We start from the raw sequence: 26,788 nt of genomic DNA, 5'->3' as shown, positions 1-26,788 counted from the left end.
ACATCCCATTTTACACCTTCTGTGAAATATTATTCCCTTCTCGAAAAGAAGATCAACCCATTAATAAAATCTAGGCTTATCAAAAATTTCAAAAAGCCAAAGATTTTGCTGGTATCGAATCTATTGGGACTCGCACCATGCGCAAAAGCTTCGGCTATTGGTTCTATAAACAAAAGACGTCGCTATGTTACAAGAAATACTCAATTATAGCACTCTATAAATTACACTGAAATATATTGGTATCAATAAGGAAGAAAAAGATAATATACTAGATAATTTCTATATCTAATCATATATGATCAACATAAAGAAAAATTTGATATACAATCAGATTTAAAAACATTACTTAATAATTCTTTGAAATAAATTGGAGCTGATTCTCTACTTAAAAAACATGATTACTATATATTTCACCAGAATACAGATTCAAAACTATTTAATTAAAGACTAAAAAAGCATCTATCTTTAGATGCTTTTTTCAATCCAAAAACTATTTTTCTTTTTTCCATGATATTCGAAATTTCCCACCATGTTCTTCCGTTTTAATTTTAACCTTATATGTATCATCCTTAGGCACTTTAATATTTTTTTCGCCTTCGCCACTATTAAACTCTAATATTGTATTATCATTTGAATCCACAACATAAGCAATTATAGTTCCTTGTTTAGTTTTATCATCAAAAGAAAAAATCCAATTCTCACCTTTTTTAACTTTCCTATCTTGAGTTGCAGATCCAGTAAATTTTCTATAATCTCCAGAGATACTACCTGATACACTATCTGAAGAACCATGAACTTTACCACCAACAATAGTTCCCTCTCTTGTAAAACAACCACTAAGAATTACTAAACACAAAACAAATAAAATTGTATTTTTAAAAATTCCCACTATCATTACCCCTTCTATTCCCAATAAAATTTTCACCATTAAACTTATAAAAATAACTATAATAAAAAATTATATCCATTAAGATATATATGTTTTATTATAGTTATAAATTTCAAATTATTATTTCAAATCTTCACGCAACTTAATTTCATCCTCATTTATGTAACCAGTAAAAATAACTTCTGATATATATTCATGGTTAAAAAACATATTATATTCAGTTGAAACATTTCCAATAGGATAATAACAAGCCACATAATCCCAAGTTTCCTTAGTTTTTGAATCTTCCTGTTTTCTACCATATATCATCAAAGGTTGCTCCCATGTTTTAAATTTCACAACCGAACCTATTGGAAGTAGTTCTAACTCTAAATTTTGTACCATCTTAGTTTCCCCTTCTTAAAATAGCCTTTTTTATAAGGAAATAAGTGATAGAAAACAACAAACAAGTACCAATTGTACCAAAAACTGCAACCGAAATGTTACCTGCTAATGTTTCATTTGGATCCAATGCATTAGGTAAAATTGTACCAAAAATTGCAATACAAGCTAATATAATCATAAAATATTTAAATTGTTTCACTTTTTTATTCATGCTACTTATCTCCTTTATTCCTTAACATTAACTTCTAAACCAAATCCCCATAAACCTACATCAGGACCAAATGGTGCATGGAATTTGAATCCACTTTTTCCAGCTTCAAAAGATCAACCGAGTGTTCCAAGCGATGCTGATCCCCCAATTTGTAACCTTTTATCCATAAATGGAATAGGAATTTTTATAGCACTCTCATATTTTACTAGAGTAGCTTCAGATCCTATTCCAAATCCTTTAATATTCTCTTGTTCTATCCCGGCTTGTGCTACTGTAAAACCAACCATTTGGTAATAGTTTCATTGATAATTTTTCCTCCTAAATATTAAATGAATTTTCCGAATTATAAATCTACTATTTTTTCTTATTGTCTATACGTTTATAGATATACTCTACTGTAAAGTATGCAATAACATTGCAAATTAGCAGCAAACCTATAAGTAAAATTTTATCTTCTAACCGTATAGTAGAAGAAGCCCCAATTAACAACATAAACATAATACATACAGTAAAAGTCAGAATTCTATTTATTGTACGCATATCTTAATTACTCCAGTCTTATATTAATCCCGTTTTTTTGTAAATTTATCATAAAATTTCTCTTGCGCCCACCGTCCAAATTTTAAAAAACATATTAAACCTGCTCCCAAAAGAATGAGAACGATAGTTCCTAACAACTTTTCCCACCAATTGTTGGATGGAGTAATCATTAACCCTATAATAGATACGGATATTACGACATAAACTAAAATATATAATGGTTTATACGATGGTGTTTTCATATCATTTTTTCTCCTCAGATTTTTCAAATTTAAAACTACTTCCCACAGTAAACCCCTCTAAAACAGGAACTGTTATACCAGTTTCTTTTCCAACACTACCTTTCAAACCTATTGCGCCCAATCACAAGAGTAATTATAGTCGATCTTATATCATTTACAGCATAAAGAGTCATATAGTATTCAAAAACTTTTTTATTAAAATTTATACTTTTTTTCATGTTAATTAAACCACCCTGCTACTGTTGACCAAGTTTTTTTCATTTCCCCTTTAATACATAATGAGTAAAATATGAATCGGTTAATTTTACTAAACATATTATGAGATTTTGTCGCGAATTTTCAAACATCAAATCTTTCTATTGAATATTAGCATATAATCAATTCTAATCATGAAACATTCTACCTTTTATAATAATTTTGGATAAGTTATAAATAGTCTCTACCTATTAATATTGTATAATTCAATAAATTTGTTAAGACTGTCTTCTAATCTCTTAATTGTGTTTGGATACTTTTTTGAATAATCCTCACACATTTTTTTTAAATAATGATAAAATGTTTGATAATCAATTATTACCTCATCACCACTGTATAATACAAATTCTACCCCTTCAAATGAATCTCCATTGGCAATATCATACTCATCCAAATCTCCTGGAAAAGTACATGCGCCATATTCCTCTCCAAATCCTACTCCTTCACAAACTGAATTGATTACCTTTAAAAATCTTTCATCATCTACCATATTAAACACTGCTTGTATAGGAAAATGGGTTAAATCTAGTAAATCCTCATCTTTTAATCTAAATTCTCTTTGCATACATATCTCTCCTCGTATATCTTTAATTTATTCTGGAAAAAAAGAAGAGATTTCTCCACCTTATGGTATCCTCTCCAAGTTATTTCTTTACCGTCAACACCTGCCCCTTCTCTCGAAAGAACTCCATCACTGGTTTTTAATTTAGCGTCATTAGCTGCTTCAATTCCACGGTTAATAAATTCCTTATCACTTATAATTTTAGGATCATAAATGTTGTTTGTGAATACTTTATTTCCATACTCTCCTGTAGGGGTGCCATCCATATTTAACTTAGGCATATTGTATTCTACTGTTTTTACACCTAGAATTTTTGAAGGTGATTCACTGACTATTTTTAATATTGTTTTTAAAGAACTCTTCACTGTTGTGTGCTCCATCAATACCTCTCCTTCTTGGAACAGAGGGATCTATATTTTTAATATGATTTTCTAATTTAGGAGTCGCTTTAAACTTTCAAGTGATTTAATGGTGAATGTTTTTGATACTTTTTACCTATTATGGACATTAAAAAAGCTTATGCAGGTTATACATAAGCTTTTTTACTCATGATTAGATATTTTTCAAATGCTACACCTTAAAGCAAGTCTTAAAAAGGTTAAATATAATAGTCAGGATTTTCATCCATTTTAATTAAAAATTCTTCTAAAGAATCCGCTATTTTCTCATCTTCAGAGTAAGTAGGGCATTGACCTAATTCATTTTCCTCTTTAAATTTAATTGTTAAAAAGTTAAGTTCTGTTACTTCAAAAAACACTAATGAATCATTATCATCTAGGTTTGGATTATATTCATAAATATCTTGCCTTAAACGGAAATCTGCAACTGAAATCGGGTCCATAAATCTGTTGAAAAACGTTCTTGTATCAGACTTTAAAAAACCACAACCTATTTCTTGATAAAAGCGTTTCAGTTCTTTTGGAAGTTCCATTTGTAATAAGCTTTCTGCCTCATCTATCTCATCTTGATATATAGGATAGAAAATAGTTTTTTGTTTAGAACGGACACTTCTGTCTGCTACAACATATTCTTTTAAAAAATTAAACATAATTTTTAATACCCCCTATTAAAGAAGGGTTATTTTTAACGCTTCCTCAAGCATTGTATTAAAATCATTATATGTGTTCATTACCGTACCTGATGGTTTATCAAGTTCTAAATAAGTACCGTCTGATAAGCTCTTACAAAACCACGCAATATTTGAATCGCCAAAGAAAAGATACTCTTTTTGAAATTTATTTTCATACCAAATCTCATTCGTGTCTATAAAACCGCAAATATGTTCATCTTTTTTTGTTTCTAGTAAAGAAGAATCAACTCCGTAAAGTACCAGTCCATCAAAGTCTAAACCATTTACAGTTTTAAGAAACTCTTCGTATTCCCTCGGTAAATCAACATTAAATTTCTCTTTTACATGTTCTCTTAATCTTTGAACTTCAGTATCCGTTGCGGGTATATTCAGCTTATAATTAACACTTTTCAATATATCTCCAATTTCCAAAATCATATTTTTCCACATATAAATTTCACCATTGCTTCAGCTTGAATCAGTTCAAAAATTTCTTTTTCATTTCCCTCATAATTGTTTAACATTCTTAGAATTTTTAAATCCTTTACATCCATGTCACTAACTCCTATCAATTATTTTAGGACTTTCTTTTACATGTTTGCTTCTGAATCCCATACCTCGATAAATTCAAAACCTTTTAAATCACTTTCTAACACTGTATTTCTAAATTCATCTGATACAAAAACGGAAGGAATATGTAATATTTCATTTAAGTAAACTTTAAATATTGTTTGGTTCTTAACCATATTAGGTAAGAATGCGTATTTTTTGAAATCTATTACTAAGCCAGAACGTAGTTTCTTTAGTATAGCTTTCTCATAGTTAATAGCATCTAGTGCATTTAAAACGTTAATTATATAATACACTTCTCCCGTCACATCATGAATTAGGGGAAGAAATTCTACATTATCACCAAGTATAGACTCTAAAAATTTTTTAGCTTTCCCACTAACCATTGGCGTACCAACTTCTCCCCAAAAATGAGGCAAATCACTTTGATTTCCTTCTTCTACACATTTAATACGTATTTCTCCCCATGAATCAGATGCTTTTACTGCCGAGTCAATTTTCCCTTCAAAATACTTTTTAGAATCTTCTTCTAAGTTCAATAGTTGAAAGGATTCATAGTCATCAAATGAACTCTTTAATTCCCAAATTTTCATTTTTACTCTCCTTTGTTATTTTTCTATTATAAGATTACTCTTTCTTCGGTTTATTTAATTTTAATTCACCATTCAATAAACGTTCTCTTATATCATGTAAGGCGTCAACAGCATCTTCTTGAGTACCGCCCCGTTTCTTAACAAGACTTAATACTCTCTCTACTTCAAGTATATACTCTGAACTATGCTTTCCTATGTGTAAGACTTCAGTAGTCACGTATTTATTAACTTTATAAGGTAAAAATACTCCATTAGCCGCCGAATCATGGTCTATCCCAAATTCCTTTAATAATTTTTGTGCCTTTTCTGCCCTACTATCATTCCAAGGTGTTAGATGATGTGCTGCATTAGAATATGGGGGTGGTTCAATCCCTGCATCCTTAAGTTCTTCACGTAATATTTTAGATGCTGTATACGAATCAGAGTACATATTAATTACTATAAAAACAATAAAAACTTCTTCTTAACTTTGAGATAATATTAAAAAGACTTATGCGTAATACACATAAGTCTTACCTTTGTTACTCATAATTAATTATTCGTCCTCGTCTTCATAATCACGTAAGCTATTAAGCAATTCAGTAAAAGATGAACAAACAGGATAAATTGCTTTTTCTATCTCTTCTTCCTCATGTTCCCAAAATACAATAGTTGGTGATTGAGAATTATTCCGATAATCAAAGCATAAGTGATTTCCAAACGAATCTTTGCCAAAAGGATATACCTTATCTACTAATCTATCTTTTATATCTTCATATACTTGAATAATGGAATTTCTACTTTCTAAATCAAAAGTTAAAAGTTTACTAAACACATTTTCATCTTGATTAGGTATATCAAATATTTTAGGGCGTGGATAACCACCATCATATTTTTTCAAACATTCAATAAAATCAATAGGAAATTTAACACCTAAATATTGTTCTACTTGTTGAATATGTTCATCTGTAATTTCTTTTTTATTTACCCCAATCCAAGTAACATTATTCATATATAGTCCCCCTTATTTATCACTATCTTTGCCCCCAATTTTATATCCGCCAGTATGACCAGTTTTTCTATGCAACTCATAATCTACGAGTTGCATTCGTCCTGTGTCTTGGTGGTGATGCCATGTAAATGCATCAGGTACCTCCCCATATTTTCCCACGTTTCCCAATCTCCTAAAGCTTTTATTCCTTCTATTTAATATTCAATTTTTCTTTCTTCACAAAATTCCATGCAAAAAAAGACCACCAAAAGGCAGTCCCTCAAAACTCAATCCTATTCCCAATCCCGCACTCCACCGCTCTCTCATACAAATACTTCGCAACGATAATATCCACTACTGCCAAACCAACTGATTTGAAAATAGTAATCTCTTCGTCGTTTTCGCGGCCGGCTTTTTCTCCGCTTATGATTTGGCCGAGTTCGGCGTGGATGTCGCTTGCTTCAAATAAACCTTCTCGCACTGGAACTTGAAGGTCACCTGTTTCTTCTAGTGCTGCTTCTTTTGATTCGACTACTACTTTGTTTGCTCCCGCGATGGCGTAGGATGGTAGTTCTTGCATGCTCGGTTTGAATGAGCCGACGGCGTTTACGTGGACGCCTTTTTGTAGTTTTTCTGAGAAGACTGGTGTGGATGCGTTCGTAGTTGTGACGATGATGTCTGCTTCGCTTATTGCTTCATTTGCATTTGTGTGAACATATGCAGGTTTGTTGAATCTCTCTTGTATATATTCCGCAAATGCATACGCCTTTTCTTCTGTTCGATTGTATAAAATGACTTTTTCGATAGCTCTTACCGCAAATACAGCTTCAGCAATTCCCTTCGCCTGTTCACCCGTCCCGATGATACATAACGTTTTTGCGTTATGACGAGATAAATATTTTGTCGCTACTCCTGATAAGGCGCCTGTTCGAATCATCGTTAAGTAGGATCCTTCTAAAAGTGCGAGCGGTTCTCCCGTTTGAAAGTCTGATAGCATCACAATCCCGTTTATCGTTTTCTTTCCTATCTTTTTGTTCTCTGGGACTACTGTTACTACTTTTAAGCCAAGTGCCTCAAGCCCTTCCGCTACTGAGGGCATAATTAATGCCGTATTTTTCTCGTTCGCAAATGGCAATGAGCCTCGAATTGGTGTGATCGTTCTTTCTGCGGAAAATTCTTTTAAAGCAAGCGCCGCGTATTCAATGACTTCGTTCATATTTACTAAGTTTCGTTGTTCGTTCGCGCTTATGACTAGCATATCTTTCCACCTCCTCCTTCTATCCTAACAAAAACCCTCGATTTAAATCATCTCTTGGGTCTACAACGAACTGATGAAATCCTGTAATAAATGCATGCCCCGTTACTTTCGGAACGACAGCTTCATATGTATCTACTGCGGTTACCGACAATACTTCCCCTCGAATTCCCCGTCAGTAATACATTCGTGGACGAAAATTTCTCCCTTTTGTAAGGCATCTTTTTCAAAAAGCGTTGCGATTCTTGCGGAAGTTCCTGTGCCGCAAGGAGAACGATCTACTTGTCCATCAGCGAAAATCGTTACATTTCGTAAAGTTGCGCTCTCTCCTTTCGGTTCATCTGAGAAAATAACGCCGTATATTCCTTTTAAATCTTCTTCAAGTGGATGCTTCACTTCCATCTGGCTCTCAATGTAGTGCTTAATTTTACCGCCCCACTTTTGAATAGCAGATAAGTCTTTGAAATCGACTTTCAAGCCAAATTCTTTACAATCTACTACTGCATAAAAAGCTCCGCCAAACGCGATATCTACTTGAAATTCATAGTCATCTATTTTAATAGGAACGTCTTTCTTATATACAAAAGAAGGAACATTTTCAAATGATACGGACTCTACTTCGCTCCCGTTATATGTTGCATACGCAATGACTTCCCCAGCAGGGCTATCAATAATGAACTGTTGTTTCTCACCTGTCACTTCAAACATGCCTGTTTCAATTCCGACTGTAATAACAGCAATAATGCCATGACCACACATCGTACTCCATCCTTCGTTGTGCATAAATAATACGCCAAAATCAGCGTGAGCACTCGCAGGCGGAGTAATGATACAACCGTACATGCCATAATGTCCTCTCGGTTCATACATAAGAACTTCGCGAAGATGATCCAAATGTTCCATGCAGTACGCACGTCTTTCTAGCTGCGTGTCTCCTTTTATTTCCGGCACGCCACCTGTAATAATTCGAAGCGGTTCCCCAGCTACGTGAGCATCAATTGTTGTGTACACTTTACTAACCTTCATTTCTATCTCTCCCCTATATGTTGATACTCTTTTTATTGCAAATATCATGCCAACGCATAGGATATAAATTTGTATACATTATGTAAAAAAGCATACAGTACTGTCTATTTTTTTATACAATGTCCGTAAATTATTTTATGGAACACCTTGATACAGCCAGGCTTATTATTTTCAATGGAAAGTTACTTCCACCCCCAACATATACTGTTCAAAAGCAAAAAGGAAGTGATCCTATGTATTACGGAACAAAGGGCTGGTACGTAGCTGAATTAAAAAAATTAGGTGTGCGCTATCATGAAGGACGAAAACTAGAAAGTTACCGCGGACACATCTTGCGCAATTTACTACTTGCACAACAAGAGAAATTAAAAGAACAGTAATATTCTAATGTAACGATATCGGCGATTCGACATGCAATATCGACTTACCGACAAATTTCGCTAGTTCATCTACCTAAACCACCAACCAATTACACATCAATACAAACAAAAAAGGTCACCCAAACGGGTGACCTTCCTTTCTTATTCACAAACAAGAATCTGTCTAGTAAATGACCCTTTTCTTGTAATACAGCGATCTGTAATTTCAAATCCTGCTTCATGGATCATGTCGTCCATTGTTTCCATCGTGACAACGACTACTTTTTTCGCGATGCGGCGTGCACTTGAGAGAATTGATAGTTGATCTTCTGGTGTGGCGTGCGTAAATAGGTCGTACGGCATATCGATAATGGCAACGTCGTAGTTCTCAGTAATTTCCTCGATTGGACCTTTTGTTACTGTTCCTTCAAATCCGAAATGCGCGATGTTTTTTCTCGTTCCAAGAACTACAAGTGGATTTATATCTCTACCAACGATGTTAATCCCCATAGAAAGTGCTTCTACTACTACTGTTCCAATACCGCAGCACGGGTCAATTGCTCGTACTCCCTCTGGATTTGGTACAGCGATATTTGCAACTGATCTCGCAACACGTGTGCTAAGAGATGTCGAATAACTATGCGGTTTTTTTATGTGATGATACCAAACGGGTTCGCTTTCTACATAGTGCCCGAAGTACCAGCGTCCTCCAAGAGGAACAATCCCGAATACACGCTCTGGATTACGAACATCCGCTTCTCCTTCAATATGCATGCCGAGGTCTCGTTCAATAAGACGTCTTTCTCCATATTCAATTTTATTCTCTCCAACGAGGTCATTGATTTTAACGAAGATAACTTTAAATGTCGCTCCCGCCAAATCAATTTGTTCCACTTGTTTTAAAATGCTTTCTAAGTCGTCCCCTTCATACATAACCTCAACGCGCTCTTTTATAAACGCACTTCTACTCGGGTCAATTTTGACATCACTTTTTAAAATATTAACGTGGGACTCCATTCCAAAGAACGAGCGCATTTCCAAGTAACATAAAGCACGCTCCTCCTCACGAAATGCATACGTATATATACAGGCAGGTGTTTTACTATGATTATTCAATCTATTATCATCCTCTATCGTTTAAAATTGTTCTGATTACAATTACTCAAATACTTTTCTTTTGTATATAAAATTAAATGATATCATATGCCGGAAATAAAGAGAAACGTTAATAAATAAAAGAGACTGCCAATGGCAATCTCTTATTATTTATTAACGGAAAGAAGACACTTTGTTACCCATTTCTTCATAGTAATCTAAAATACCTTGATAAATAGCTTCCGCTGCACTTTGTCTCTGCGCTGGTGTAGCTATTTTATCTGCATCACTTTTATTATCTACAAATGCTAATTCTGCTAATACAGCTGGCATTGTATTTTCTCTAATTACGTATAAATCGCCTTTTTTCACACCACGATCTTTTGTTCCCAGTGCATCTACAAGACGTTCTTGAATTTTTTCTGCTAGCAAACGACTTTCTGATACGTTAGGATTTGTTCCTCTTGCTGTCGCTGATTCATAGTAAAACGTTTCTGTACCTTGTCCATTTTTACTTTCCGTACCATTACCATGGATACTTACAAAAATATCCCCATTATTTTTTTGAGCAAATTCTACACGTTTCTTTAAAGAATCAGAAGCACTTGTTCCTGGACGTGTATCATCTGTACGAGTGAATAACACAGTAAATGGTGTCTTTTTCTCAAATATTTTCTGTAATCGCAATGATACATCTAATACAGTTTCACTTTCTTTCTCATAATAACCTGGATTACCTGAATCAACTCCACCATGACCTGGATCAATGATAATCGCTTTGCCCTCTAAGAAGTTACCTTGCTTCACTGGATTTAATTGATTTTTATTAACCCATTGGAAACCAGCGCCCATGCGGATACGAATCCAGCTGCCGTTCTCTTCAATAACAGTTACTTGCTGTGCGTTATGTGTTCCCATTACTTTTGAAGAAGAAGAAGCTTCTGCATAAGTAGTGAATCCTTCATTAATAAATTCTGTTTTCTCTACTAAAGGTGTCCATTTATCACCTTTACTTGTTGCAATTTTAATCCATCCATCTCGTTCTTCTTTAATTTCAACCATTTGTGGATTATGCTGATTTGCACTAATCCCAGAACTTAATGATGGTGCGTGATATGTAATGAATTTTCTATCTATGTACATTTTCTTTGTTTCTACTGGACGATCACTATTCTTGCTAAATTTATCTGTTTGCGCAGTAAGTTGAGCTGCTTGTTCACGCGTAATAGAATCATTCGGTTTCCAGCCATCCTCTGTACCTAACGAAAGTTTTAATTCTACTAAAATATTAACTTCTTCTTTACCCCAATGATTCTCTAAATCAGCAAATTTTGTAGGAACTGGTCCTGTTACTTTGCTTTTCAGATTATATGCTCTTACAAGCATAGCTGCCATTTCAGCACGAGTTACTTTTCCTTCAGGATCAAATACTCCTGGTTCTCGCCCTTTAATAATATTCTCTTTTTCCATGGCTGCAATAAATGAAGCTGCCCAACTATTTTTTGCATCATTATAAGACGGCTTTGCATTTGGATCTACTTTAGCACCAATTGCTGTTGCGATAATCTTTGCTGCCTGAGCGCGTGTTAAATTTCCGTATGGCATAAAGTTACCATCTGGCATACCGTTAATTACATTTCTCTCTACTAAATAATAAATTGCGTCTTTTGACCACGCACTATCTGAAACATCAGGAAATTTCTTCGTTTCTGCTAAACTACTAATTGGATGTGCTAGTAAATTTGCTGCTAATAAACCTGCGGCTATTGCTTTGTACTTCATGAAAAATAAATCTCCTCTCAAAACTTCATATTCATTCATTTTTTTAATCAAGCTAACTAAAAAATATTAACTATTAATTAATTCCTTTCATAGTGTATAACATTATATATCTATAGTAAATACGTTTCCGGCCGTATAACAAAAATCGCATATATATAACTTATAATGAATGTATATAAAAAACTTTAATCAGCCCTCACCAATCGGGCTTTTACGGGCAGCCCGCCCCCATCTAACTTTTTTGCTTTCGCTGAATTTTGAGGTAGTGGTCTTACTGCCCGGCAAATAGCGGAATAAAAAAGCGATTAGGACATGTCTCCTAATCGCTTTGCCAAATAAAAAGCTGATTAAAAATAATATCTTTAATCAGCTCTCTATTATCTATGAAATTATTCTTCAATTAAATTAGACATTACATATGCATACACTAATGCTTCTGTATGCGCAATAGAACTTTCATGCGTACGTTCAAATGCATGGGAAGAATCAATACCCGCTCCAATTAACGCATGTTTCACATCAAATCCCGCGCGAATCGCAGCTGATGCATCAGATCCGTAGTACGGATAAATATCTACTTTATATTCAATATGATTCGTTTTCGCAAGCTCTACTAAATGTTTGCGCAGTGCATAATGATACGGGCCGCTAGAGTCTTTTGCACAAATAGATACTGTATATTCATCAGATGCTTGTCCATCACCTAACGCTCCCATATCAACTGCTAAGTATTCAACAGTTTCTTCTGGAATGTTAGAGTTACCACCGTATCCAATCTCTTCATTATTAGAAATTAAGAAATGCGTGGTATATGGTAATGTTACGTTTTCATCTTGTAATCTTTTAATTAATTTTAATAAAATTGCAACACTTACTTTGTCATCTAAATGACGTGATTTTATGTATCCACTCTCTGTAATTTGAACGCGCGGATCAAATGAAACGAAGTCTCCTACTTCAATTCCTAATTCGCGTACTTCATCAGCTGAAAATACGCGCTCATCAATACGAACTTCAATATTTTTCTCATCGCGTTTTGCTTCACCTGCATCTTTATATACATGTACAGATGTTTGATGCATTAAAATCGTTCCTGTATATGTCTTGCCACTTGATGTTTCAATTTCGCAATATTCCCCTTCTACAGAGTTCCAGCGAAATCCACCAATCATAGAAAGACTCAGGCGACCATCAGGCTTAATTTCTTTCACCATCGCACCTAACGTATCAACGTGTGCCGTTAATAAGCGATGCTGCGCATCATTTTTCCCTTTTACCGTTAAAATAAGAGCTCCCTTATTATTACGTTTCGTTTCTACGTTCCACTCACTGACATAGTTTTCAATGAAATTAATAATTTTTGCTGTATTTCCAGATGGACTTGGAATAGAGACAAGCTCCTTAATCAGTTCCATCGTTTCTTTCGTATGGTGTGCCATTGTCGTTTCCTCCTCATTTTCTCTACTATTCAGTATACAAAATTCGCCAGAAAACCTCTACTTATATAGCCTAATTTTCTAAATTGTAGTAAAATTCTTTTTAGTATACAAAAGGAGCCTTGAAATATGAATATATCAAAAAAATATATACACATTGCACTCATTTGGTTTTTAGCATCATTATTTTGTTTACAAATCTCTTATGCCGTTCATACTACTACTTCTATTACAATCGGCTGGATATTAACAGCTATCTTCTTCATTATTAGCTTCATTGCAACAAGAAAGCATAGCGTTACTCATTAACGCTATGCTTTTCCTATAAAACTATTCTTCTGAAACGTCTAATAAATAAATCCCTCTTTCAAATCCACCGCGCTCTATCTCTTTTTGCTTACGAAGGCGTTCTACATCTTCAATCGATGCACCTTCTGCACGTGCTAATGAGATGATAACTTCTAGCGCATCCGCAAGAGAATCTAGCGCATGTTCGCGTTCTTTCATAGAAGCAAATTCACGAATTTCTTCCGTTCCAATTTTCGCTAAAGCTTGTATGTATGCTTGCCCTGTTAATTTTTGTGCTGTATATGTTTTTCCAGACATTAAAATCTTCTCTGGAACACGATCTCTTACTAACTTGTTATATGCTGACATCATTTATCCTCCTATACTTAATAACATCCGAGCTCTGCTTTATAGAAAAACCATTTTTTCTTCACGCATGCACTTAACATATCAATTCCTGATTCATGTGCTCTTACATGCGGAAAGAAATAGTGCTCTGAGTTTTCTTCCTTACCATATAGAGTTTGGTACTCATCTGGAATCGCTTCTTTTTTCACATCTTTTTCTTTCGTCACCCCGTCAGAAAATGCAACACTTGGATGTCCCTCAAAAAATAACGCAGTCCGAACTGCCAAAGATGGTGTACTATGTAAAGCAGAATATGTAAGCAAAATAATAGTGATAACACCGATTATTTTCTTCATGTATTACTCCTAAAAAAAGTGCTAACACAATTATACTAAAATGTGTTAGCACTTTCTCCCCTTTATCCCGAATTAACGAGCTAATAATCAGTGAGGAATTGACAAACTTTATTCCCCTTTAAATGCTGGTAAACGTTTCTCTAAAAACGCAGCAATACCTTCTTTATGATCCGCTGTTTGTCTCATTGCATATTGACCACGCTTTTCTAATTGCAATGTTTGCTCTAAATTAGAGCGATTTACTTCACACAAAATTTGCTTCGTTTGAATCATTGCTTTAATCGGTTTTTGTGACCATTCATTAATTTTTTGTTTCACAGCCGTTTGGAAATCTTCGCCGATTACTTCATCAATTAAGCCGATATCAAGCGCTTCTGTCGCTGATAACTTCTTACCTTCCCAAATAATTTGCTTCGTCATATTTTCACCGACACGCTTTTGAAGGAAGAAATGACCGCCTCCATCTGGAATTAAAGCGATTCCAATAAAGTTCATTGCAATAACAGATGATATATCCGCCATTACATAATCAGCTGTTAACGCAATACTTAACCCAAGACCTGCAGTCGGTCCATGAATTGCACTAATAACAAGCTTTGGCATCGTATATAATGTCACGACAACTTCAGAAATGGTATTCATAATGCCATCAAACTTACTTTCATCATTACTTGAAAGCATCGATTTAATATCCCCACCCGCAGAAAAACCACGGCCGTTCCCGCATAACACAACGATATGCGCAGAACTTTCCGCTACTTCTTTCAACTTTTGTAATAACTCTTTTAAGGTCGGCTCATCCAACGCATTTAACACCTCTGGGCGATTGACCATAACCGTTGCAACGTGGCCTTCATATTTCACAACGACAGATTCTGTTTTACTTGTTATTTCCATTATATATACCCCTCTTTTCTCCATAAAGATTATACTTATATAATTATAGAAAACCACTGAAAAATCCTTCTTTTTTCTCAATTTTCTGTCTAATAATCTCGCAATTTGTACATTTACCGTATAAAACATACAATTCCGTTAAAAAATATAGAAATTAAAGTCGGTTTATCCATGCTTTTCATCTATTTACCATTACAATGAAATGGTGTATTCTTAAGTTTGATAAAAAACAAATATTGAAATTCATTCGCCTTACTATGTAAAAAAGGCTTTATACCCATCTTTTGGGTGTTGTAATAAAGGAATGAAGAACTGGAGGAACATATGGTTAATAAGTTGAAACAAACGGATAACTACTTCCCACATTTCCTATTGCTATTCATTGTGTTTCAACCAATTTTAGATTTATTAACATCTTTTTCAATCTATATACTACACATGAGCGCAACAGTTGGAGTTGTAGTCCGTTTCGCCTTTATGCTTCTTGCATTAGGGTACCTACTTCTTCATCACAAACAACAAGATGCGAAAAAGTACATCCTCTATTTGTGCTTACTCGGGATCGCACTCGCAATCGGTCTTGTAAATAATATGATGGTTAAATCTCCAGTTTCATTTGGAGAAGAAGTTAAATTCATCTTAAAGAGCGTATATCCAATTGTGCTACTGTTTGGATATATTATCGCCTTTAAAGAGCTAAAAAATAAAGAGTATGTATTTCATAAAATCATTACATATTTCTTATATGCAACTTTAATTTTAAGCATTACAATGATTGTCGCAATGCAAACTGGAACGGATTTCCCAAGCTATCCTCACTCAAAAATCGGTTCAAGAGGTTGGTTCTTCGCTGGAAATGATTTAAGTTCTCTTTTCGCCATTATGTTCCCAATCATTGTCTTATATTCGATTCATAAAACAACTTCTTTCTCGAAAATATATTACTGGATTCCAACAATACTTGCGATGTATGCAAGTATTATGGTCGGAACGAAAGTCGGATATGGCGCAATTGTTATTACATTAGGCGTAGCACTTTTCTTCTCATTCATTGAATATATGATAAATCGTAAAAAAGAAGGAAAAGGATTCACACATATTGTAAATACCGTTGTTGTCGCAGTTATACTAGGAGGTTTAATTGCTCTTACACCGCATACTCCTATCGCAAAAAATATGGGCATTCACATGCAAATATACGAATACAAAAAATCAGTGCAAGAAGAGAAAGATCGAAAAGAAGGAAAAGTAATTAAAGCAGATCCAGAAGATGCAAAAAAACATGCAAAAGGTGAACTTACAGATTCTGAAGTAAAAAGTTTAATTTACAGTGATCGCGACAAATTCTTAAAAACATACAAACAATACTATAAAGACGCACCGCTTTCACAAAAACTATTCGGAATGGGTTACGCTGGTAACTACACAGATAAAATTAAATTAATTGAAATGGACTTCCATGACCTATTTTTCGCCTTTGGAATTGTCGGTTTCCTTATTTACTTAATACCTCTTCTATACTTTGGTATTAAATTATTTATCCGCATGATCACAAACTTTAAGAAAATCATGAAAGTAAAGTATATGCTATTAGCGAGCACACTCGTTCTATCACTTGGCATTGGCTTTATGTCTGGCCACGTATTAACAGCACCAGCCGTTAGTATTTTCTTCATTGTTATTCTCGCTTATATCATTGTTGATTTTGAAATTGAATAAAAAGAAGGTGCTACGAAATATTAGTAGCACCTTCTTTTTTATTTAATTAATGTTTTACGTATTCTAAGCTTTCTTTTGCAATATACGCTTCTGTTACAGTAGGATTATCTGAAATAACTTTAACCCACGCTTTTCCATTTATTATCTCTTCACCAGTAACTGTGACAACTACATTTGTATTTAAACGATACAGTCGCTCATTTGATATACTAGGATTCTTTTTCACTTCCACGTTATTCATCACACGTGCAAGTTTGTACTTGTTGTATTCTTTTTTACCTAAATAAGAATCAAAACGGTTCATATGCCCCGCTACTTTTTTACCCCAGTTCGCATCAGATGCATATTTCGCATTTAAACCAGCAGCTTTATCACCTGTATATGTTGCTGTATAACGCCAATGTCCTGGATTTAAATATCCTTCATTCATGTATAATTTTGCTGCATGTTCAATACAATCTTCTTTTGAATTGAATGCTTCTCCGTTACCATACGGACTATCGTCTGTTGCTTTTAAACCAAATAAATTATTTTTGTCTTTTGCAAGAGCGCTTGTTCCATAATAACTTTCATGAATTGCTAATGAATATAAGAATAATGCATTTACATTATACTTGCTTTCTACTTCTTTAAATTTCTTTCCTAAACCAATTAATGGAGAGTCTGGTTTAATCGATTTCACATAACTATCTAGTTGTTCAGCTGTATAATCTGTTTTCGAACGTAATGATAAATAATTGAAATATTGATAGAAAGTTTCGTCTCCAAATGTCTTTCCATCTACACTATACATTTGCTGTCCTTGCTTCATGAAAGAAGGTGCCACACCATATCTAAATTCTGTATATCCAGGTGAACTTGTATTATATGTATAATATTTATGGTATAAATATCCATCTGATTTCACATAATAAGACGACTGTTTCATTTCATTTGTAGGAATTAAAGTGATTTCATTCTTCTTCACATAACCTGTCAAACCAGAAAGTTGAACTTTCACACGATCTTCGCCAACTTCTAACACTTTCAATTCTGTTCCATACTGAATATACGTATATACTGTTGACAAATTCTCATCATAAATATTAATGATGTTTTGCCCAGTTATTCTTTTTGCACTTGCAAAACCATCTTTAATCCATAAAAATTCGTTCTCGTATTTTACCGCATTCATACCTTTATTTTGAGCAGCCGTAACCGCTTCTTTATACGTATTATAGCGCTCTACTTCTTGCTCTGTTCCGTTTTCTCTTACATTTGTCACAACATATTTCTTAGTTTCTACAGGATTGCTATTTCCGTTTTTTTCAATCGTCTGAAGCATGCGATCCAACATAGCTGAAGCCATCCCTCTTGTAGCTGATAAATGTGGTCTAAATGTATTATCTTCTGGATACCCTTTAATAATTTGAGTAGCCACCATAACTTGTACATGCTCTTTATAGTTAATACTATCTTTATCAGTAAAGGTAAGCGGACTTACAGCTACTTTAATATTTTTATAGTCTAACGCTCGCTTTACCATTATCGACATTTCTTCACGTGTAATCACATCATTTGGTGAGAATGTCTCGTTCGTACGACCATTAATAATTTTCGCTCCATATGCTCTACTTACACCATCATATAAACCGTAAGTCTTCGGCACATCCTCGAAATTCGAATCAGCTTTCGGTAAATTTAAAGCCCTTGCTATGAATGTAGCAAACTCTGCTCTTGTTACTAATTTATCAGGCGCATATACATTGTCTCCATACCCCATTAAAACTCCTTTAGTAATAAGTGAGCGCATATTCGTCTCAAACATATGTCCTGTAATATCATCATTTGCCGCATAACTTGAAATAGGAGTTAAAAGTAATGATCCCGTTAATGCCACTGCTGTTATACCTTTTGAAAAAGTCTTCAAGTTTACCCTCCTCGTAATCTACGAATTTATTATCACAAATTTGATTATATAATAATCGCAATCATTTTAGCATAATAAATAGGAATTAAAATAAAACGTTTTTGCAATTAGAATTTTCATTAAATTCAAAACAAAAATAAAAGACACTTTACTTTTTTAATAAAGTGCCTTTTTCCATATGATCAATGAGTTTCTTTGTTGCCTGTTTGCCTTGCAACCGAAGCTCATCTATTGTCAATTGTAACTCTTGCTGCACAGTTCCTTGTTGCATTAATTGCTTTTTCGCAATTTCATATAAATACTCAGCACTCCATTCGCCATCCACACTTCCTATAACTGGCTGATTCACTTGACTTAAAAACGAATCAATTTTCGGATCGTATGAAATCCCGACCATTGGAGTTTTGGCTACGGCAGAAAAAACAAGTGCATGAAGACGCATACCAATTAGTAATGAACATTGTGATAAAATGAATATTTTCTCGTCGATATCCATTTTATACGGAAGCATATACGTCTCTTCTCCCATTAAGTCTACTACTTCACGCGAAGCTTTTTGATCAAATGGCTCATGCATTGGAACAAATAGAATTTGGTATCCTTCTTGCTTTAATTTTTTTAGTGCCGCAGCTAATTTTTTTATATAATCTTCTTTTGCATTCCAATAACGCACACTAACCGCAATTACTTTTCCATGTATCGAATGCTTTTGCAACCAATCCGATTGTTTTGTCCGTTTCCATGTTAAAACAGGGTCTGGAACAATTTCAATATCGTTTTTTATGCCAAGTTCTTTTAAATATAAAAACGAATCCTCATCTCGAACTGATACATAGGAAGCTTTTGACAAGTTCCATTTTACTAATAGACGATTATATCCTTTTGTAATTGGACCTATTCCTTGTGAATAAATATAATACGGCTTTTTTAATAATCGAGCGAGTCCCATAATACCCGTATAATATAGAATACTCTTCGTACTTGTCTGATCTTGAAGAAGGCTCCCGCCACCGCTAATAACTCCATCACTGTTTTTTATCGCATGATAAACAGCTTTTATATCCCAGCGATCTACCGATTCTACACCATACATTTCCTTTGTATATTTAGAATCATTTGATAGTACTACTAGTTCTATATCCGGGTTCTCTTTACTTAACGATTCAATAATTGATTGTAGAATCGCCTCGTCTCCAACATTATAAAAACCATAATATCCTGATAAGACTAAACGCACCCTAAATCTCCTCCAAAACTAGGTAACCGTTTATTTCATCTAACATAAACTAGTACCCATTCCTTACCTAAACACTTGATACCCTACATAGTTTCCTCTTTATCAGTTCATATGAATTATAATAAAAAATTAAATTTCTATATTTATCTTTTCAAAAATGGTATTTTGTTTATTGATATCCATTTTAATTTCAAAGCACATACACCATACAAAATGGTTGTAATACTTAATGCTATACCACTGAATAATAACGTCATAATTCTTGAAGATGTAACATCTATCACATTACATAATTCATACAATCCTAGTCCCAAAATACATGCTATTGCTAGCACACCGAAAAAGCTTTTTAAATGAATAGAATAGGCAATATAGCTTCGAATATAAAAATGATTTACAATACAAATCAATACGTAAGTAATTAGTGTACTATACGCCGCTCCATCTATGCCAAACTTCTGCACGAACATAATGTTTAACATGACTTTCACACAACTCGCACCAATAACAATCCATGCAGCTTGTGCAGAACGGTTAATGCCCTGTAAAACACCTATTGATAATACCATAACCGCAGTAAAATACGAACTGCCAATCATAACTGTTAACATACTACTGCCTTTTACATCTGTGAACAATCCGACATTTAACGGTACTGTTAATGCCATCAACCATATTGTTAACGGTGCTGTCAAAACATGCGCTAGTCGATTTGTATTTTGAATTGTTATTTTCGCCAAATTTATATCTCTTTTGGCCAATGCGGAAGTTAAGAGTGGTATTAACGGAAATACAATTGCACTTGCAAAAATAACAATTATTTGCGTGAATGCAAAACCGCGACTGTATATTCCAAATTGTTCTTGAATTTCTGTTGATGATCCTTGTAATACATGCGGTATTGTAAGCGAGTCTACTAAATTTAAAAGTGGCATTGATAAAGCTCCGATAGCGATTGGGATCGATACCCGCAATATCTTTTTGCCGTTTTCTCTTAAATCTCGGAGCGAATAGGAATTGCTTTTATTGTAGTATGGACTTCTATTATATTTTATACGCAAATATATAAGCGAACTAATGACTCCAAGAAAAGAGCCAACCATCGCACCACTAGTAATAACAGTATTACTCTTATCCCATGATACTAGTATGTAAGCAATTATTAACATAAAAAACACACGTACAAATTGCTCAATGACCTGTGATACCCCTGTTGGTTTCATATCACCGAAACCTTGAAAATACCCTCTATACACCGCCATGTATGGCGCAATGAGTAATGCTAATGAAGTAATAAGCAACGGCATTCTAGTTTCTTGTCCACCGAGCATATTCGCAATTTCAATAGAAAATAATACAATGACTAAACAGCCGAAAACGCCAAATGCTATCCCAATAATTGACGCTGATTTAAATAATTTCGCAATTTCCTTTTGCTTATTTTTTTCGTTCAACTCTGCAATTAGTTTCGAAATTGCAAGTGGAACTCCGGCTACCGATAATGTAAGAGCAATCATATATACAGGAAAAACAAGGCGAAAAATACCGAGCACTTCATCTCCTGCAATATTTTGTAATGGAATTTGAAAAAAACTACCAAGCAATTTTGACAAAAAAGTTGTAATGGTTAAAATTGCTGCTCCTTTTACAAATGTTTTATTCATATTTTTTCTCTTTTCTTTTATACATATACTCTCAAACATATTGTTTTAAGCGATAGGGATTCATTTTATCCCATTGGTTATCATAACAAATTTATTATAGGTTGAATACTTGGTTTTTTTTTCAAAATAGAAAAGCGAACCCATTTAAGCTTGTCTCTTCACAATATTTTTCTAATTCCTTCCATTATATGTGTACACACTATAAGCGTTTCTGTTACGCCAAAAGAGCCCTTCCTCTCTGTCACTGCGATACATATTACTAAAAACATTATAAAAACATCCCACAACTCTACATTATAATTTATGTAAAATTGTGAGATATTCTAATTACTATCTAAACACTTAAGATTTTCAATTGCTCTTTCTGTTCATCGCTTGCCATTACTGCGATTGTTTTTTCAATACTCGGATGTACTTGCTCAAGCTTTACACTTGCTCCTACTTTATTTGATTGCTCAACAAAATTTAATAATGCCATAGCTCCTGATACATCCATATAACGCACATCTTTCATACGTAAAACAACCGGTGACTTCACATCTTGTAAAGTAGAGAAAATACGATCTACTGATAGGAAAGAGAGCGGCCCTTGAATTGTGTACGTTTCTTCTTTTTCTTTTACGATAGAAGTTTTACGTTCTTTACATTTCACCATATATATGATGAACGAAAGAATAATACCGAAGGCAACAGCAATCATTAAATCGAACTTCACCGTTACAATCATCGTTACGAGCATAACAACGACATCACCTTTAGGAGCGACATGCATCTTTTTCATGCTTCCCCAATCGAACATTCCAATACCAGTTAAAATTAAAATACCTGATAATACAGCAAGTGGAATATATTGTACGACCGAACCAAGACCCATAATAAAAATAAATAAGATAACACTATGCATACATGCCGAAAGTGCCGTTTTACCGCCACTTCTTATATTCACGATAGACCTTACAGTCGCACCTGCACCTGCTAATCCGCCAAACAATCCGCTCATCATATTACCGATACCTTGTCCAACGAGCTCTTTATTACTTTTATGACGTGTACCTGTCACATTATCCATTACGACCGATGTTAACAACGAGTCAATCGACCCTAACAAAGCAATACTAAGCGCTGGTAAAATAAGTGCTGCTATTCCTGTTCCACTTAAAGATGGAATATGAAGCGTAGGTATCGCTTCTGGAATAGTTCCAATCTTTTCAATTACTTTATTTAGTGAAAGATTTCCGATAATCGGTAACTTTACTGTAAGTCCTTCGAGTAGAGAAGAAAATAAAGGAAGCAAAGCTGTCACACCGACTAGTGCTACTAAACTAGACGGAATCGCCTTAATCCATTTGCCAGAAACAATCATTACAATAATCGTTAACACAACAAGTAGAAAACTATTTTGTACGTGTTTTATTTCGCCTAAAATAATGATTAATGCAATACCATTCATAAATCCTGAAACGACAGGATACGGAATATATCGAACGTAAGAACCGAGCTTACATACACCGAATAAAATTTGAAATAATCCTGCCATCATAAAGGCAATAAAACTTGCCTCTAACCCGTGCGTCGCAATAACTCCTGTTGCAATAACGGTAATCGGTCCAGTTGGCCCTGTTACTTGCCCAGGTGTCCCGCCAAATAACGCTGCGAATAAACCTGCAAAAATTGCACCATACAATCCAACAAGCGCTCCCTCAGACGTTCCTGTCGCAGCAATACCAAACGCAATCGCAAGTGGTAACGCAACAATCGCAACAGTAAATCCTGCTAAACATTCCTTTGCTATTTTTTGAAACATAAAAAAACCACCTTTGTATAAAGTCCATGTTCCATTGTACACCTAAAAAGATACATTCGTTAGCTCACTTTTTACATTCTCGTGACGTAAACGTATTCAACGAAAAGTTTTCCCCTTATCTTTGGAAACAATTGCAACTATGCTATAATGAACAAATTAAATCTTTTACTATATACTTGGAGGCACTATGCTAACTTTTGAAGAAAAATTATCGATTATTGAATCTTTCCCAGAACTAGAAAGAAAGAACGTATCATTAAAACGTGTAAACTTCCACTTTGAAGAAAGTCGTTTAGATAAAAAGAACGTTGTATTTCATTTACATCCAAATGGAAATGGATTTGTATATGCAAGCGGTATTAAAGGTTATAAAACAGATGATAAAGGTATGGTTAACATCCGTGAGTTTTCAGCAGAGGAGTTACGTTCAGTAATTGAGAAATCAATTGACCTTCTATCACAAGAAGAGGTAGTAGCACCTGTAGAACCTGCGAAAGAAGAAGAATGGCAGAACGAAGATGGTCATATTCTTACTCTTATTTCAGAGGATGACATGTGGAACGTGTACGCTGGTGTAAACTTAGACGGTACATTCAACTCTTATCCAGAAGCTGCGGAATACCTTGATGAAGAAGGCTTTTCACGCAAATAAAAATAGAAACCTATTTCATTAAACGACTTTTATAGTAATCAAAGAAGACACTTAAGGTGTCTTTTTTTGTTATATAAACTCCTTTCTCACACTATCTCTATTAATTTTCATAAGATGATTTAGAGGAGGTTTATATGAATACAACTGCTAAATTAATAAATTGGAAAGAACATGGCGATATGATTATTCTAGAATGTGAATTAAATGGAAAACGCTTCGAGATATCAACATATAAACAACGAATATATAATGCACACCTTTTATCAGATGACGTTTATATTCGTTTAGACTCATCTGATAATATAATTGGAATAAATATTTATAAAAAGTAAGAAAAGCCCCCTATTCCGTAGGTGGGCTTTATCTTTATTACACAATATTAGAGTATACTCTCTTTTTTCATACATTTTATGTAATTATACATATTCATTAAAAAATACACTAAATGAATATTACATGTAGTAAAATATAACTTGTGGGCACGTTCTATAAAGCAGATTCTTTTAAAAGGCGTAACATATCAATTATTATAGGGGATGTGGCGTCACTTCGATATTGATCTCAAATCTCTTGTCTTTTGTGAACTAACAATCTAGTGTATATAGACGATTCTGCTTTATAGTGTGTGTTTACACTCATAACAAAGGGGTAATGGTAATACGGATAGATTCCGATTCGTATGAAATGAAATGGTTCAAGTCGGAGAGAGGCACCTTAAGGTGTCTTTTCTTTTTGGACATTACATCCATTTTGTTTTTCCACCTTATTTCAAATGCGCTAATTAATCTTCACCAAGAAGAAACGAGAATTAAGTAAATATAAAGTGATTGATATTCACTTAATTCTCAATCTCTATAAAGGAACAGGACATTTAAGAATTAACAAAGATATTGTTTCTTCGGTTTAATCTCTTACAGAACAAGGGACAAAAATCCCATAGGTATGAGGCACCCTTCATTTTCTATTTTTTTGCCCCTTTCAACGATTCCCTCAGCACAAACTTCTGCAACTTACCGCTCGCATTACGCGGAAGTTCATCTACAAATAAATAATGACGCGGACGTTTATAATCTGCTAGTTCATCACTTTCTTTGCAATACGTTTCTAAATCAGCTTCAGTTATTGTTTCATCTTTCTTCACAATAACTGCTACAACACGCTCTCCCCATAATTCATCTGGCTCACCAAGTACCGCCACATCTAATATACCAGGATGACTATGAAGGAAATCTTCAATTTCACGAGGATAAATATTTACGCCACCGCTAATTACCATATCATCAACGCGATCAGCAACGAATAAATAACCGTCTTTATCAAAATAGCCTAGATCACCAGAATGATACCATCCTTTATACATCGATTTTTTATTCGCTTCTTCACGATTATGATAGCCAGCCATCATAGTTGGGCCGCGTAAAATAATTTCTCCCACTTCATAAGGAGGTAATACATCCTCTGGTTCTGCCGGTGCATCCTCGTTCGGTTTCACAATACGAACTTCATGGCTAAAACATGGCGTGCCTGCTGAACCAGCTTTCGTAATTTGATCCTCCTCTACGAGAAACGCAACAACTGGCCCCATTTCTGTCATTCCGTATATTTGAACAAGATCAATATAAAGACGTTCTTTACATTCTTTTACTAACGCCGGTGCCATTGCTGCTCCGCCGTATATACCAATCTTCATCGAAGTTAAATCATACTGAGCTAAATCTTTTTGCAACAACATATTCCACATCGTCGGCGCTGCAAAGAACGTCGTAATCTTTTCTTCTTGAATCGTATGTAATACTGTTTCTGTATCAAAATGATGCAAAATAACATTCTTTCCACCAACTTGAATGCGTGGTATGATTCCGGCATTTAATTCACCACAGTGATATAAAGGCGCCACAACAAGCCCTACACTATCTCTATTATATTTAAGGAAATACGTACAAATCATACTATGCTCAGTCATTTCACGATGACGATGTAATACGCCTTTCGGATGACCTGTCGTACCGCTCGTATAAAGCATTGAACAATAATCCATTTCATCAATTTCGATATTTACTTTCTCAGAAGATGCTGCATTCACTTTTTCATGGTAGGAACTTGCATAGGAAGGTTTATCGTTTTCTATAGACCAAAAAGATGTATTTGGAAAATCTCTTTCAATTATAGCAACAGTTGACTCAACTGCTTTTTCAAAGACCACGACTTTCGAGGATGCGTCCTGAAGAATATAAGATACTTCTTTTGCTTTTAAGCGGAAATTAATCGGGTTAAAGATCGCTCCAATTTTCGCACAGGCTAAGTAAACGTTTACAAATTCACGGCAATTATATAAGTAAACAGATACAGTATCTCCCTTTCTTACTCCGTCTTCTAATAGAGCGTGCGCTGTTTTATTTATTTGTTCATCCCACTGTTTATACGTCCAGCGAATATTCTTTTCAGGTTCCACTAACGCCTCTTTATTCGGATACTTACCAACTGATAAATCAAAAATTCTCCCTATCGTCATGTACATGCCAACAATTTCCCCCTTTTCTCTTTCATAAATCTATCATTTCGTCCATAAGTAGACATTGTCCTTTAATGATTTGACTAATTTTTCTGATTATTATCGACATAGTTTTACATACTGTGCCGCTAGAAGGTAAATGAAATTATATCGGCGATTTTCCA

29 protein-coding genes and 3 pseudogenes are annotated in these 26,788 nt (G+C 34.4%); 6 read left to right on the top strand and 26 right to left on the bottom strand.

Going from position 1 to position 26,788, the window contains the following annotated elements; translation table 11 throughout:
- Window positions 1-29: 29 nt before the first annotated feature.
- A pseudogene (locus MR143_RS18120) lies at window positions 30-289 on the top strand (tyrosine-type recombinase/integrase); the annotation flags it as partial.
- A 201-nt stretch (window positions 290-490) separates the two neighbouring features.
- Here MR143_RS18120 and MR143_RS18115 read toward each other — a convergent pair.
- The 15 genes and pseudogenes from MR143_RS18115 to MR143_RS18045 form a co-directional block, all read right to left on the bottom strand.
- The gene (locus MR143_RS18115; protein WP_198287960.1) at window positions 491-928 is read right to left on the bottom strand and encodes a hypothetical protein; all 438 of its coding nucleotides are present in this window, start codon (window positions 926-928) and stop codon (window positions 491-493) included.
- An 81-nt stretch (window positions 929-1,009) separates the two neighbouring features.
- On the bottom strand, window positions 1,010-1,273 hold the full coding sequence (locus MR143_RS18110) for a DUF4176 domain-containing protein (RefSeq protein ID WP_000250495.1): 264 nt from the start codon (window positions 1,271-1,273) through the stop codon (window positions 1,010-1,012).
- Between the two features lies 1 nt (window position 1,274).
- Window positions 1,275-1,484 carry a hypothetical protein gene (locus MR143_RS18105; protein ID WP_001036924.1) on the bottom strand — a complete coding sequence of 70 codons (210 nt, stop codon included), beginning with the start codon at window positions 1,482-1,484 and terminating at the stop codon, window positions 1,275-1,277.
- 113 nt (window positions 1,485-1,597) lie between these two features.
- Window positions 1,598-1,771 carry a hypothetical protein gene (locus MR143_RS18100; RefSeq protein ID WP_002181974.1) on the bottom strand — a complete coding sequence of 58 codons (174 nt, stop codon included), beginning with the start codon at window positions 1,769-1,771 and terminating at the stop codon, window positions 1,598-1,600.
- A 276-nt stretch (window positions 1,772-2,047) separates the two neighbouring features.
- On the bottom strand, window positions 2,048-2,266 hold the full coding sequence (locus MR143_RS18095; RefSeq protein WP_000856866.1) for a hypothetical protein: 219 nt from the start codon (window positions 2,264-2,266) through the stop codon (window positions 2,048-2,050).
- Between the two features lie 439 nt (window positions 2,267-2,705).
- Window positions 2,706-3,086, bottom strand: a complete 381-nt coding sequence (gene cdiI / locus MR143_RS18090) for a ribonuclease toxin immunity protein CdiI (protein WP_001188528.1) — start codon at window positions 3,084-3,086, stop codon at window positions 2,706-2,708.
- Window positions 3,065-3,463, bottom strand: a complete 399-nt coding sequence (locus MR143_RS18085; protein ID WP_002181971.1) for a CdiA family toxin C-terminal domain-containing protein — start codon at window positions 3,461-3,463, stop codon at window positions 3,065-3,067. Before MR143_RS18085 ends, cdiI begins: the two co-directional genes overlap by 22 nt.
- Before the next feature lie 218 nt (window positions 3,464-3,681).
- On the bottom strand, window positions 3,682-4,131 hold the full coding sequence (locus MR143_RS18080; protein ID WP_000481687.1) for an SMI1/KNR4 family protein: 450 nt from the start codon (window positions 4,129-4,131) through the stop codon (window positions 3,682-3,684).
- A gap of 18 nt (window positions 4,132-4,149) precedes the next feature.
- Window positions 4,150-4,602, bottom strand: coding sequence for a YrhA family protein (locus MR143_RS18075; protein WP_242280879.1), 453 nt, complete (start codon window positions 4,600-4,602; stop codon window positions 4,150-4,152).
- A gap of 140 nt (window positions 4,603-4,742) precedes the next feature.
- A complete protein-coding gene (locus tag MR143_RS18070) occupies window positions 4,743-5,315 on the bottom strand; it encodes an imm11 family protein (protein WP_000707085.1) in 573 nt (190 codons plus the stop codon).
- 34 nt (window positions 5,316-5,349) lie between these two features.
- Window positions 5,350-5,745: an AHH domain-containing protein gene (locus tag MR143_RS18065; RefSeq protein WP_000286705.1), complete on the bottom strand. Its 396-nt coding sequence runs from the start codon at window positions 5,743-5,745 to the stop codon at window positions 5,350-5,352.
- A gap of 105 nt (window positions 5,746-5,850) precedes the next feature.
- Window positions 5,851-6,306 carry an SMI1/KNR4 family protein gene (locus MR143_RS18060; protein WP_001067127.1) on the bottom strand — a complete coding sequence of 152 codons (456 nt, stop codon included), beginning with the start codon at window positions 6,304-6,306 and terminating at the stop codon, window positions 5,851-5,853.
- A 12-nt stretch (window positions 6,307-6,318) separates the two neighbouring features.
- Window positions 6,319-6,459 (bottom strand): annotated as a pseudogene (locus MR143_RS18055) (HNH endonuclease); the annotation flags it as partial.
- 106 nt (window positions 6,460-6,565) lie between these two features.
- Window positions 6,566-7,543 (bottom strand): ornithine cyclodeaminase family protein, encoded by a 978-nt coding sequence (locus MR143_RS18050; RefSeq protein WP_000960308.1) that lies wholly within the window; start codon window positions 7,541-7,543, stop codon window positions 6,566-6,568.
- A 19-nt stretch (window positions 7,544-7,562) separates the two neighbouring features.
- A pseudogene (locus tag MR143_RS18045) lies at window positions 7,563-8,566 on the bottom strand (proline racemase family protein).
- A gap of 137 nt (window positions 8,567-8,703) precedes the next feature.
- On the opposite strand from MR143_RS18045, the gene MR143_RS18040 reads away from it, so the two are divergent.
- The gene (locus tag MR143_RS18040) at window positions 8,704-8,946 is read left to right on the top strand and encodes a YflJ family protein (protein WP_001999171.1); all 243 of its coding nucleotides are present in this window, start codon (window positions 8,704-8,706) and stop codon (window positions 8,944-8,946) included.
- A 141-nt stretch (window positions 8,947-9,087) separates the two neighbouring features.
- Here the strand turns inward: MR143_RS18040 and MR143_RS18035 are convergent, their stop codons facing one another.
- The 3 genes from MR143_RS18035 to MR143_RS18025 form a co-directional block, all read right to left on the bottom strand.
- The gene (locus tag MR143_RS18035) at window positions 9,088-10,041 is read right to left on the bottom strand and encodes a TRM11 family SAM-dependent methyltransferase (protein ID WP_001059316.1); all 954 of its coding nucleotides are present in this window, start codon (window positions 10,039-10,041) and stop codon (window positions 9,088-9,090) included.
- 153 nt (window positions 10,042-10,194) lie between these two features.
- On the bottom strand, window positions 10,195-11,802 hold the full coding sequence (locus MR143_RS18030) for an N-acetylmuramoyl-L-alanine amidase (protein ID WP_000875331.1): 1,608 nt from the start codon (window positions 11,800-11,802) through the stop codon (window positions 10,195-10,197).
- 389 nt (window positions 11,803-12,191) lie between these two features.
- The gene (locus tag MR143_RS18025) at window positions 12,192-13,241 is read right to left on the bottom strand and encodes a M42 family metallopeptidase (protein ID WP_000930085.1); all 1,050 of its coding nucleotides are present in this window, start codon (window positions 13,239-13,241) and stop codon (window positions 12,192-12,194) included.
- Between the two features lie 126 nt (window positions 13,242-13,367).
- Here MR143_RS18025 and MR143_RS18020 point away from each other — a divergent pair, with 126 nt between their 5' ends.
- The gene (locus MR143_RS18020) at window positions 13,368-13,547 is read left to right on the top strand and encodes a hypothetical protein (protein ID WP_001027086.1); all 180 of its coding nucleotides are present in this window, start codon (window positions 13,368-13,370) and stop codon (window positions 13,545-13,547) included.
- A gap of 21 nt (window positions 13,548-13,568) precedes the next feature.
- On the opposite strand, the gene MR143_RS18015 is transcribed toward MR143_RS18020, so the two are convergent.
- From MR143_RS18015 to MR143_RS18005, 3 genes are all read right to left on the bottom strand, one after another.
- Window positions 13,569-13,895, bottom strand: a complete 327-nt coding sequence (locus MR143_RS18015) for a nucleoside triphosphate pyrophosphohydrolase (RefSeq protein WP_001277350.1) — start codon at window positions 13,893-13,895, stop codon at window positions 13,569-13,571.
- 17 nt (window positions 13,896-13,912) lie between these two features.
- Window positions 13,913-14,230, bottom strand: a complete 318-nt coding sequence (locus tag MR143_RS18010; RefSeq protein WP_000720149.1) for a hypothetical protein — start codon at window positions 14,228-14,230, stop codon at window positions 13,913-13,915.
- 108 nt (window positions 14,231-14,338) lie between these two features.
- Window positions 14,339-15,151 (bottom strand): enoyl-CoA hydratase, encoded by an 813-nt coding sequence (locus MR143_RS18005; RefSeq protein WP_001999174.1) that lies wholly within the window; start codon window positions 15,149-15,151, stop codon window positions 14,339-14,341.
- 300 nt (window positions 15,152-15,451) lie between these two features.
- Between MR143_RS18005 and MR143_RS18000 the strand changes: the two genes are divergently transcribed.
- Window positions 15,452-16,846 carry an O-antigen ligase family protein gene (locus MR143_RS18000; protein WP_000247534.1) on the top strand — a complete coding sequence of 465 codons (1,395 nt, stop codon included), beginning with the start codon at window positions 15,452-15,454 and terminating at the stop codon, window positions 16,844-16,846.
- Between the two features lie 46 nt (window positions 16,847-16,892).
- On the opposite strand, the gene MR143_RS17995 is transcribed toward MR143_RS18000, so the two are convergent.
- The 4 genes from MR143_RS17995 to MR143_RS17980 all read right to left on the bottom strand — a co-directional run bounded on the left by MR143_RS17995 (window position 16,893) and on the right by MR143_RS17980 (window position 23,460).
- Window positions 16,893-18,755, bottom strand: coding sequence for an S-layer homology domain-containing protein (locus tag MR143_RS17995; protein ID WP_000847506.1), 1,863 nt, complete (start codon window positions 18,753-18,755; stop codon window positions 16,893-16,895).
- 148 nt (window positions 18,756-18,903) lie between these two features.
- Complete coding sequence (gene csaB, locus MR143_RS17990) at window positions 18,904-19,992, bottom strand: polysaccharide pyruvyl transferase CsaB (RefSeq protein ID WP_001241591.1); 1,089 nt, start codon at window positions 19,990-19,992, stop codon at window positions 18,904-18,906.
- A gap of 143 nt (window positions 19,993-20,135) precedes the next feature.
- Window positions 20,136-21,656 carry a putative polysaccharide biosynthesis protein gene (locus tag MR143_RS17985; protein WP_001043997.1) on the bottom strand — a complete coding sequence of 507 codons (1,521 nt, stop codon included), beginning with the start codon at window positions 21,654-21,656 and terminating at the stop codon, window positions 20,136-20,138.
- Window positions 21,657-21,990: 334 nt separating this feature from the next.
- A complete protein-coding gene (locus tag MR143_RS17980) occupies window positions 21,991-23,460 on the bottom strand; it encodes a SulP family inorganic anion transporter (RefSeq protein ID WP_000486650.1) in 1,470 nt (489 codons plus the stop codon).
- A gap of 187 nt (window positions 23,461-23,647) precedes the next feature.
- On the opposite strand from MR143_RS17980, the gene MR143_RS17975 reads away from it, so the two are divergent.
- Both MR143_RS17975 and MR143_RS17970 read left to right on the top strand, forming a co-directional pair.
- Entirely contained in the window at window positions 23,648-24,112 is a 465-nt protein-coding gene (locus MR143_RS17975) for a hypothetical protein (protein WP_000954998.1), read from the top strand.
- 134 nt (window positions 24,113-24,246) lie between these two features.
- A complete protein-coding gene (locus MR143_RS17970; protein ID WP_001098260.1) occupies window positions 24,247-24,444 on the top strand; it encodes a hypothetical protein in 198 nt (65 codons plus the stop codon).
- Window positions 24,445-25,073: 629 nt separating this feature from the next.
- On the opposite strand, the gene MR143_RS17965 is transcribed toward MR143_RS17970, so the two are convergent.
- Window positions 25,074-26,630 (bottom strand): fatty acid--CoA ligase, encoded by a 1,557-nt coding sequence (locus MR143_RS17965; protein WP_000281980.1) that lies wholly within the window; start codon window positions 26,628-26,630, stop codon window positions 25,074-25,076.
- Window positions 26,631-26,788: the final 158 nt, after the last annotated feature.

It is taken from the genome of Bacillus cereus group sp. BfR-BA-01347, from assembly GCF_022663835.1.
Lineage (GTDB): Bacteria > Bacillota > Bacilli > Bacillales > Bacillaceae_G > Bacillus_A > Bacillus_A thuringiensis_K.
Note: the sequence above shows the minus strand (reverse complement) of the source record. Positions and strands in the feature narration are given on the sequence as shown.

What these genes read in the sequence shown, in the direction of transcription:
- MR143_RS18115 (WP_198287960.1), bottom strand. Translation starts at nt 928, where the DNA reads ATGGTGAAAATTTTATTGGGAATAGAAGGGGTAATGATAGTGGGAATT.
- MR143_RS18110 (WP_000250495.1), bottom strand. Translation starts at nt 1,273, where the DNA reads ATGGTACAAAATTTAGAGTTAGAACTACTTCCAATAGGTTCGGTTGTG.
- MR143_RS18105 (WP_001036924.1), bottom strand. Translation starts at nt 1,484, where the DNA reads ATGAATAAAAAAGTGAAACAATTTAAATATTTTATGATTATATTAGCT.
- MR143_RS18100 (WP_002181974.1), bottom strand. Translation starts at nt 1,771, where the DNA reads ATGGTTGGTTTTACAGTAGCACAAGCCGGGATAGAACAAGAGAATATT.
- MR143_RS18095 (WP_000856866.1), bottom strand. Translation starts at nt 2,266, where the DNA reads ATGAAAACACCATCGTATAAACCATTATATATTTTAGTTTATGTCGTA.
- cdiI (WP_001188528.1), bottom strand. Translation starts at nt 3,086, where the DNA reads ATGCAAAGAGAATTTAGATTAAAAGATGAGGATTTACTAGATTTAACC.
- MR143_RS18085 (WP_002181971.1), bottom strand. Translation starts at nt 3,463, where the DNA reads ATGGAGCACACAACAGTGAAGAGTTCTTTAAAAACAATATTAAAAATA.
- MR143_RS18080 (WP_000481687.1), bottom strand. Translation starts at nt 4,131, where the DNA reads ATGTTTAATTTTTTAAAAGAATATGTTGTAGCAGACAGAAGTGTCCGT.
- MR143_RS18075 (WP_242280879.1), bottom strand. Translation starts at nt 4,602, where the DNA reads ATGTGGAAAAATATGATTTTGGAAATTGGAGATATATTGAAAAGTGTT.
- MR143_RS18070 (WP_000707085.1), bottom strand. Translation starts at nt 5,315, where the DNA reads ATGAAAATTTGGGAATTAAAGAGTTCATTTGATGACTATGAATCCTTT.
- MR143_RS18065 (WP_000286705.1), bottom strand. Translation starts at nt 5,745, where the DNA reads ATGTACTCTGATTCGTATACAGCATCTAAAATATTACGTGAAGAACTT.
- MR143_RS18060 (WP_001067127.1), bottom strand. Translation starts at nt 6,306, where the DNA reads ATGAATAATGTTACTTGGATTGGGGTAAATAAAAAAGAAATTACAGAT.
- MR143_RS18050 (WP_000960308.1), bottom strand. Translation starts at nt 7,543, where the DNA reads ATGCTAGTCATAAGCGCGAACGAACAACGAAACTTAGTAAATATGAAC.
- MR143_RS18040 (WP_001999171.1), top strand. Translation starts at nt 8,704, where the DNA reads ATGGAACACCTTGATACAGCCAGGCTTATTATTTTCAATGGAAAGTTA.
- MR143_RS18030 (WP_000875331.1), bottom strand. Translation starts at nt 11,802, where the DNA reads ATGAAGTACAAAGCAATAGCCGCAGGTTTATTAGCAGCAAATTTACTA.
- MR143_RS18025 (WP_000930085.1), bottom strand. Translation starts at nt 13,241, where the DNA reads ATGGCACACCATACGAAAGAAACGATGGAACTGATTAAGGAGCTTGTC.
- MR143_RS18020 (WP_001027086.1), top strand. Translation starts at nt 13,368, where the DNA reads ATGAATATATCAAAAAAATATATACACATTGCACTCATTTGGTTTTTA.
- MR143_RS18015 (WP_001277350.1), bottom strand. Translation starts at nt 13,895, where the DNA reads ATGTCAGCATATAACAAGTTAGTAAGAGATCGTGTTCCAGAGAAGATT.
- MR143_RS18010 (WP_000720149.1), bottom strand. Translation starts at nt 14,230, where the DNA reads ATGAAGAAAATAATCGGTGTTATCACTATTATTTTGCTTACATATTCT.
- MR143_RS18005 (WP_001999174.1), bottom strand. Translation starts at nt 15,151, where the DNA reads ATGGAGAAAAGAGGGGTATATATAATGGAAATAACAAGTAAAACAGAA.
- MR143_RS18000 (WP_000247534.1), top strand. Translation starts at nt 15,452, where the DNA reads ATGGTTAATAAGTTGAAACAAACGGATAACTACTTCCCACATTTCCTA.
- MR143_RS17985 (WP_001043997.1), bottom strand. Translation starts at nt 21,656, where the DNA reads ATGAATAAAACATTTGTAAAAGGAGCAGCAATTTTAACCATTACAACT.
- MR143_RS17980 (WP_000486650.1), bottom strand. Translation starts at nt 23,460, where the DNA reads ATGTTTCAAAAAATAGCAAAGGAATGTTTAGCAGGATTTACTGTTGCG.
- MR143_RS17975 (WP_000954998.1), top strand. Translation starts at nt 23,648, where the DNA reads ATGCTAACTTTTGAAGAAAAATTATCGATTATTGAATCTTTCCCAGAA.
- MR143_RS17970 (WP_001098260.1), top strand. Translation starts at nt 24,247, where the DNA reads ATGAATACAACTGCTAAATTAATAAATTGGAAAGAACATGGCGATATG.
- MR143_RS17965 (WP_000281980.1), bottom strand. Translation starts at nt 26,630, where the DNA reads ATGTACATGACGATAGGGAGAATTTTTGATTTATCAGTTGGTAAGTAT.